The 7,988-nt window shown below is 50.0% G+C and carries 6 protein-coding genes and 1 pseudogene; 3 read left to right on the top strand and 4 right to left on the bottom strand.

The window, feature by feature from the left end; all coding sequences use genetic code 11:
- Positions 1-152 precede the first annotated feature (152 nt).
- A pseudogene (locus RMO84_RS01625) lies at positions 153-662 on the top strand (NADP-dependent isocitrate dehydrogenase); the annotation flags it as partial.
- 16 nt (positions 663-678) lie between these two features.
- Here the strand turns inward: RMO84_RS01625 and RMO84_RS01630 are convergent.
- From RMO84_RS01630 to RMO84_RS01645, 4 genes are all read right to left on the bottom strand, one after another.
- Positions 679-1,626: a hypothetical protein gene (locus RMO84_RS01630; protein WP_310486710.1), complete on the bottom strand. Its 948-nt coding sequence runs from the start codon at positions 1,624-1,626 to the stop codon at positions 679-681.
- 299 nt (positions 1,627-1,925) lie between these two features.
- A complete protein-coding gene (locus RMO84_RS01635; protein WP_310486711.1) occupies positions 1,926-2,798 on the bottom strand; it encodes a tetratricopeptide repeat protein in 873 nt (290 codons plus the stop codon).
- A 5-nt stretch (positions 2,799-2,803) separates the two neighbouring features.
- Complete coding sequence (locus RMO84_RS01640) at positions 2,804-4,438, bottom strand: tetratricopeptide repeat-containing serine protease family protein (protein ID WP_310486712.1); 1,635 nt, start codon at positions 4,436-4,438, stop codon at positions 2,804-2,806.
- Between the two features lie 307 nt (positions 4,439-4,745).
- Entirely contained in the window at positions 4,746-5,174 is a 429-nt protein-coding gene (locus tag RMO84_RS01645) for a hypothetical protein (RefSeq protein WP_310486713.1), read from the bottom strand.
- 328 nt (positions 5,175-5,502) lie between these two features.
- Here RMO84_RS01645 and gcvH point away from each other — a divergent pair, with 328 nt between their 5' ends.
- Together gcvH and gcvP are read left to right on the top strand one after the other, a co-directional pair.
- Entirely contained in the window at positions 5,503-5,892 is a 390-nt protein-coding gene (gene gcvH, locus RMO84_RS01650; RefSeq protein ID WP_310486715.1) for a glycine cleavage system protein GcvH, read from the top strand.
- A 177-nt stretch (positions 5,893-6,069) separates the two neighbouring features.
- Positions 6,070-7,988: aminomethyl-transferring glycine dehydrogenase (gcvP, locus tag RMO84_RS01655; protein WP_310486716.1), on the top strand; the 1,919-nt coding region annotated here is incomplete at its 3' end.

Genomic DNA, 7,988 nt, shown 5'->3' on the forward strand with positions numbered 1-7,988 from the left:
GCCGGTGGTCGAAGTGAAGGAAGGCACCGGCATCCTACCGCCGCAGGCGGAGTCGGGGTTCACGCTGTCGCCCGACGGGACGCGGGTGGCGTTCGTGCGGGCGTCGAGCGCGCCCGCGTCCGGCGTGGCGCCGTCAGGCCGCGGTGGACGCCCGTCGACAGGGTCAGGACAGGCGGGTAGCAGCGGCGGTGAAAAAATACGCTCAAAAGAATCCTCACAGAGTTGGTGAATGGCAGCAGGATTCTAAGACTCATGTGGCGCACATGGAGAGTGGTGATTTTTATGGGAGCGAGCAGTCGGTAGTTGTTGAGGCGGCGGGGAATGTCAAAATCGAGCTAGTCGCAGTAGATGGTGCGGTGACAGTGCTGAAGGAGGGGGTGACGGTGACAGCGGGGGAAGTCATCGATGCGGCGGTGATGAGTGTTGAGGCGTTGCGGACTTTTTTCGATCGAGAAATTCAAGCAGCCAAGGCAGATAATATCCTGCTCTCGCTCCACGTTAAGGCGACGATGATGAAAATCTCCGATCCGATTATCTTCGGGCACGCTGTCACCGTTTATTATCAGGATGTGTTTGCTAAATATGCCGATACCTTTGCCCGTTTGGGTGCGAATGCCAATAACGGGATTGGCGATATTTATGCCAAGATTCAATCTTTACCAGCAGCTTTAACCCGCATCAGCCGAGGACTTTGAAGGCTTGTTTGGCGTAGTCTAGAGCGGCTTGTTTGAGTTCGGGATTGAGGTCTTGGGGGTCGATGATGCGGGATAAACTGGCCATCCCTTGCGATTCGTTACCGCCGGTCTTTTTGCCACCGTCGTCGCGCAGATACTTCTCTTCAAAGGTGAGGACGCCGCTGAGGGAGACTGGCATTTCAATGACGGATGCGGTAATTTCGTCATCATCTAAGACGGAGACATTGACCTCGACAATATTCTTGATACAGGGTTCGACGATCGCGTGACTATCGTATCTGAAGGTGTTTACCAAGCAAGCATTTAACGTGCGCTCGTCTTTGGCGACGCCGATGCCGATACTCGAACCCAGATTGCAAGGTTTGACAAATAAGGGTAGTTGCTCCAATCCTGGCGTGGCAAAAATTTGCTCGCGCACGGCTTCCAGGCTCTTTTGCGCGTCGCGGCGATCGACTAATGCTGCCGGTAGAACGGGGATGCCAGCAGCTTTGAGCATCATTTTGCACTGATATTTATTCATACCTAGAGCGGCAGGTAGCACGCCACAGCCGGTATAGGTGGCATCAGCCATCTCTAGCATCCCTTGAATGCAACCATCTTCGCCGAAGGTACCGTGGAAGGCGAGGAAGTATATATCGATCGGGAGGATGTCACTCCAGCGCGAATTGAGGTAGGTGAGTCCTTTACTACCAGCTACCGGCAACAATGTCACTTCTTGAGCTTCGGTGAGGGAATTGGGTAGGCGACGATAGAAACTTTTGGCGAGCAGATTGTCTCCGACATACCAGCGTCCGGTTTGGGCGATGTAGACGGGGATAATCTCATACTGGGTGACGTCGATGACGTTCATCAGTTGGAGTGCTGTGATGACGGAGATTTCGTGCTCTACGGATCTACCACCGAATAGGACTGCCAGGTTTTTCTTCTTCATTTCATCTGCCGATCGTGCCGATCGACATTCTACGATCTTCTGGCAGCATTGTGAGTAAATCTGAATTAAGTTGGGAGTTGCTGTACCACCGTATGGGAGTTCGGAGCGGGGAGCGGGGGGCGGGGAGCGGGGTGACGAATATGGTAAAGGTTAAAGCATCAAGGATAGAGGAGAAAATGCACCGAAGGTGCAATAAATTACTCCCAACTGTCTCGATCGCTCCTAAACCCTCGGCAAAGCCGAGGAGCGCGCATCGCTCCCAACTCCGAACTCCCCGCTCCCAACTCCCAACTCCCCGCTCAAAAACGCATTCGTTCGATCGAAATCATCACTGCTTGGTAGTCGGCGGCTTGTCCTGCTTGCTGGTAGATTCCGGCGGCTTGACGCAGATCTGCCAGCGCGCCTTGTTTGTCGCCCAATGCCGACTTGACTAAACCACGAGTATTATAAGGTGGTGCGTAGTCGGGATCCATCGCGATCGCATTGTTGCAATCTTGGAGCGCGCCTTGTTTGTCGCCTAATTTATATCTGGCAAATCCCCGATTGTTGTAGGCATCAATATAGTCAGGATCGAGGGAAATCGCGCGATCGTAGTCATTGATTTCCCCTTGACGATCGCCTAATGCCGACTTAGCAATGCCGCGATTGTTGTATGTGGGTGCGTGGTAAGGATCGATCGAGATCGCATAGCTATAGTCATCGATCGCGCCTTGCTTTTCCCCAAGATCGGATTTGGCGTTACCACGATTGATATAGGCTACCGATAGGCTCGAATTCATCGCAATCGCTCGGGTATAATCCTGGATCGCGCCTTGTTTATCCCCAAGATCGGATTTGGCGTTACCGCGATTGATATAAGCGACGGCGAGATTGGGATCGATCGAGATTGCCTGATTGTAGTCATCGATCGCCCCTTTCTTATCGCCGAGATCGGCTCTGACAATGCCCCGATTGTTGTACGAGCGGGAGTCATGGAGATTGAGGGAGATCGAGCGGTTGTGATCTGCCAATGCACCTTGTTTATCGCCTAAACCAGATTTAGCCACACCGCGCAGCGAATATGAGCGAGGATTGTAGCGATCGATCGCGATCGCCCGATCCATCACCGCCAACATTCCTTGATAGTCGCCGCGCGAGAGTTTTTGTAATGCAATTGAGATCGAGTCATCCATTACGATTACGAGCCAATCCTTTGGATTTCGGCGATCGTTCTGCGATAACTAGCGGTTTGCCGTTGTCGCTGGAAGCGATTGGCTGCTTTTTTCAAATCCAAGATCGCCCCTTTTTTGTCGCCCAATTTAGATTTAACCAACCCGCGATTGGCATAGGCTTTGGCGTTATTTGGATCGAGTACGATCGAGCGGTTATAATCTTCGATCGCGCCTTTATTGTCGCCCAGCTCGGATTTAGCATTGCCGCGATCGCTGTAAGGTTCGGCATCTTTGGGATTGAGGGCAATCGCGCGGTTGAAGCTCTCGATCGCACCTTTTTTGTCGCCTGAGGTAGATTTGGCCAAACCGAGATTGTAGTGAGCGGCTGTATAATTCGGATCGAGGGCGATCGCTTTATTGAAGTCTGCCAATTCGCCTTTGGTATCGCCCAGCAGCGATTTGGTGGTACCGCGACTCAGATATGCTGGAGCTAAATTGGGATCGAGGGCGATCGCCTTGTCGAAGTCTACCAGTGCGGTTTTGGGCGAATTTAGTTGCGCCTTGGCGTTGCCCCGATTGTAGTAAGGTTTGGCATCATTAGCATCGAGGGCAATCGCCCGATCGAAATCAACTATCGCGCCTTTTTTATCCCCGAGATCGGATTTAGTTACACCGCGATTATTATAGGCAGCAGATTCATTCGGTGCGAAGGCAATTGCCTGGTTATAGTCCGCGATCGCATCGCGATTGCCGAGCAGCGACTTAGCTACCCCACGGGTGTAATACAGCCGCCCATTTTGAGAATCGAGGAAAATTGCTCGATCCATATCGGCGAGCATCCCTTTGTAGTCGCCCTTGCTCTCTTTGACGATCGCACTGGCAATCAGATCGTCTACTGGTTTCGATCGGGTGGCGACTGTCGTTGGGGTATAGCCAGCGATGCCAGCAGTGCTAGCGAGTTTGGCAAAAGTATTGGTGGTAATCCCCAGATTATAGCCAGTCTTGACTCGGACATCGCGATTGATGGTTTCGGTAAGCTTGGTACCGAGGATATCGCCTTGCCCGTGAATGGCAATCACTTCACCGCGATCGTTCCAGACGGGGCCGCCACTGTGCCCTGGCAGCGTATTATTACTGTAGATCAGCGAATAGCCTTTGCCCTGTTGTTGCGTCGTAGGATTGGCAATGACATCCCCTTTGACAAAGGTAAACACCGCCGAGTTGATGGCACTAGATAATGGAAAGCCGGATACGTAGATATTCTCAGCCGCTTCGATCCGATCGGAATTGTCGATGATTTTCGCGACTGCATAGTTTTTGTTGCTGGTAAAAGTCACTACCGCCAGATCGATTTTATTCGGAAAATTTTTGACTTGGGTGACGCGATATTTAGCATCGTCGGGAGTGACGATTTCACAACCAGTATTTTTGACAGCATGAGCCACTGTCAAGACAGTATAAGTATTGCCATTTTTGCGCAAGATCACCCCAGAGCCGATATTGCAACCCGCGATCCGCACGGTAGTCTGCTTGGCAATCCGCTGTACTTCGATCGGCGATAATGCCATCGCTGGGGAGATATAACTAACTAACGCGATCGATTGCAACGTACCAACGGTAATCGAACCAAAAATCGCAGTTGGCAACAAATAGTTTTTCATCTTCAACAAAATGTCCGATATTTCTGAATATTAACATCCAAAAAGCGATCGGCTTTCACTACTACAAGATCTGGCGTAGTTCAATCCGTATTGTGTCTGAATATTAACATGCCAGCAGCGATAAGCTTGCTCACCTACGAGATTTGGCGTAGCTCGATCGATCCACAATCGGTAGATGAGTAATTAACAGAGATAAATCTAGTTACAATTGTCGCTAAATCGTTTAAAAGTTGTCGCTGCAAGTCAATTTCCGCACAGTTTGCAACCTTCAATAAATGACGGCTCGATCGATTTATCGATCGAGCCGCTAATCATCGAGATTCTGGCGTTCTAACCTAGTAACTCGACGAGTCAAACGGCGAGTTTTACGCTCGTTAACTGATAGATCGTAATTTAGATCGTTTATCGCATCTTCTTGACTGCGGAAACCTTCGCGGATAGCGACTATTAACGTTCCTTCATTACTTTCAACTCGACGACGTACTGCATTGATATCTTCGCGTGCGGCATCGATATTATTTTCCAGTGCAGAGACTTTCTGTTCGATGCCAGAGACTTTTTGTTCGACAGCAGCTAAATCTTGCTTAGTCGCCATATTCTGTTGCATGACAGTCATATTCTGCTGCATGGCAGTCATGTTCTGTTGCATGGCAGTCATATTCTGCTGCATCGTAGCAATAGAATCAATGACCTGTGCTAGTTGGCTATCGAGCCGATCGAACCGTTCTTCAGACATTATGTATCTCCAAATCAAATCCCAAGTAAAAAACAATCCATTTGGCTCGATCGATCTCTACCCACCATCCTGTTTTTGAATATCTCTAACGAGCGCAAGGCTTTGGGAGAAACGGAGACTTGCTTTAGGCAGGTACGAAGCACTGCCCTTACAGATCGATGTTGTCAGCTCCGAACTCAAGTAGCATTGCTATAGATCGAAAGTTACTGCTACAACTCTATTCTAGGCTATTTCTTTTTCATCTCGAACCTTCTCCCCAGCCCACAATCTGTTCGAGTGGTACATAAATCGCTATGCTAGAGCTTAAAGTCGATCGAGAGCACGCAAGATGAGCTTAGAATATCCCGAAAACCTGCGCTACACAGATTCCCATGAATACGTAGAATTGACCGCGAACATCGCCAAAGTCGGCGTCAGTGCTTTTGCTGTCGATCAATTGGGCGATATCGTATTTGTCGATTTACCGGAAGTCGGCGATGAAATTGTCAAAGGTAGTGCCTTTGGGACGATCGAATCTGTCAAAGCCGTCGAAGATCTCAAAGCACCCATGAGCGGTACAGTCACCAAACGCAACGATGCCGCGATCGATGCTCCCGAAATTATTAGCACCGACCCTTATACAACCGGCTGGCTGTTGGAAATCCAAGCCACCGATCCGAGCGAACTTAATGCCACTTTCTCTGCTGCTGAATATCGCGCTAAAGTCGAAGGTGCTTAAGGCGAATAGTAATTCGACAATCGGGCTGTGCGCGTTCGCCATGCGTCTGGTAGAGCGGTATTTGCCCCAGCCAAAACGCTCTACCAGCGAGTTGCCAGAAATATCCAGATCGCTAGTGCCAAAATTCAGCTAAATCCTTTACATTTAGATACAGTATTCTTCACTACCTCGACTTCTATGACCCAATCTCCACCTCGGTTTACTCAGGCAGTTGACATCGCTAGTGCTACCGCAGCCAATCTTGGAGCAGATGCGGAGTTTATCGGGCGGCATATTGGGCCGCGATCGAATGATATCGATCGGATGTTGAAGGTATTGGGCGTAGCTAGTTTGACAGAGTTGATCGATCGCACGGTTCCAGCGGCGATTAAAATGAAGCAGCCATTGAAAATCGACACGGTAAAAAGTGAATATACCGTATTAAATAATCTCAAACAAATTGCCTCGAAGAATCAAGTTTTCCGCTCGTATATTGGCATGGGTTATGCAAATTGCATCACCCCGACCGTCATTCAACGCAATATCTTAGAAAATCCAGGTTGGTACACTCAATATACGCCCTATCAACCAGAGATTTCTCAAGGCAGACTCGAAGCTTTACTTAATTATCAGACCGTAGTAATGGATCTGACGGGTATGGCGATCGCCAACGCCTCGCTCCTCGACGAAGGTACAGCCGCAGCCGAAGCGATGAGCATGAGCTATGGCATTCAGAAGACGAAATTTAATACCTTCTGGATTTCTGAAGCTTGCCACCCGCAAACGATCGATGTGATTAAAACTCGGGCCATTCCATTAGGTATTGAGGTAGTTATTGGCGATCATCGCAATGTAGATTTCAGCCAAGAAATATTTGGGATGCTATTGCAATATCCCGCAACTGATGGAGCTGTTTATGATTATCAAGATGTAATCGAAGCAGCGCATCAAGCAGGCGCGATCGTTACCGTTGCCGCCGATTTACTCAGCCTCACTTTGCTCAAACCACCTGGAGAATTCGGCGCAGATATCGTCGTCGGCAATACTCAACGATTCGGCATCCCCCTCGGCTATGGTGGCCCCCATGCTGCCTATTTCGCCACCAAAGATGCCTACAAACGCCAAATTCCTGGGCGACTAGTCGGCGTATCCAAAGATAAACGCGGTAAAACCGCACTGCGGTTAGCCCTCCAAACCCGCGAACAACATATCCGCCGCGATAAAGCGACGAGTAATATTTGTACCGCCCAAGTCCTCTTGGCAATTATGGCGGGGATGTATGCGGTTTATCATGGTGCAGACGGGTTGAAATCGATCGCCTCCCGCATTCACACTCTGACTACCACCCTCGCCACTGGCTTAACTAAACTAGGTTACACATTGGGTAATGCCCCGTACTTTGACACCCTCCAGATCCAAGTAACTGGCAAGGCTCAGGCAATCCTAGAACGAGCAAAATCTCAACAAATTAACTTGAGATCGATCGATCCGCATAGCATTGGTATCTCGATCGACGAAACCACCACCCCTGCCGATGTGATGGACTTGTGGCGGATTTTTGCTGGTGACAAAGCACCCGATTTCACCTTCTCCGAAATTGAAACTAGTAGCTCCACATCCAGCATCCAAACCTCGACATTAGCCCGCACCTCCGAGTACCTGACTCACCCAGTTTTTAAAAATTATCACTCTGAAACCGAGCTACTGCGTTACATCACCCGCTTGCAATCCAAGGATCTCTCCCTCACCCACGGGATGATTCCGCTCGGTTCCTGCACAATGAAACTCAACGCCACCTCGGAGATGGTACCCGTAACCTGGGCAGAATTCGGGCAAATTCACCCCTTCGCACCCGTCGAACAAGCCCAAGGGTATCAAGTATTATTTGACGACCTCGAACGCTGGTTGGCGGAAATTACAGGCTTTGACGCGATTTCCCTCCAGCCTAATGCGGGTTCCCAAGGCGAATATGCAGGATTGCTCGTCATCCGTGAATATCACCAACAGCGCGGCGATGTCGATCGCAACGTCTGCCTCATCCCTCAATCCGCCCACGGCACCAACCCCGCCAGCGCAGTCATGGCAGGAATGCAAGTAGTCCCGATCGCTTGCGATAA

The organism is Chamaesiphon sp. VAR_69_metabat_338 (assembly GCF_031423935.1).
In the GTDB taxonomy this organism is placed as follows: Bacteria; Cyanobacteriota; Cyanobacteriia; order Cyanobacteriales; family Chamaesiphonaceae; genus Chamaesiphon.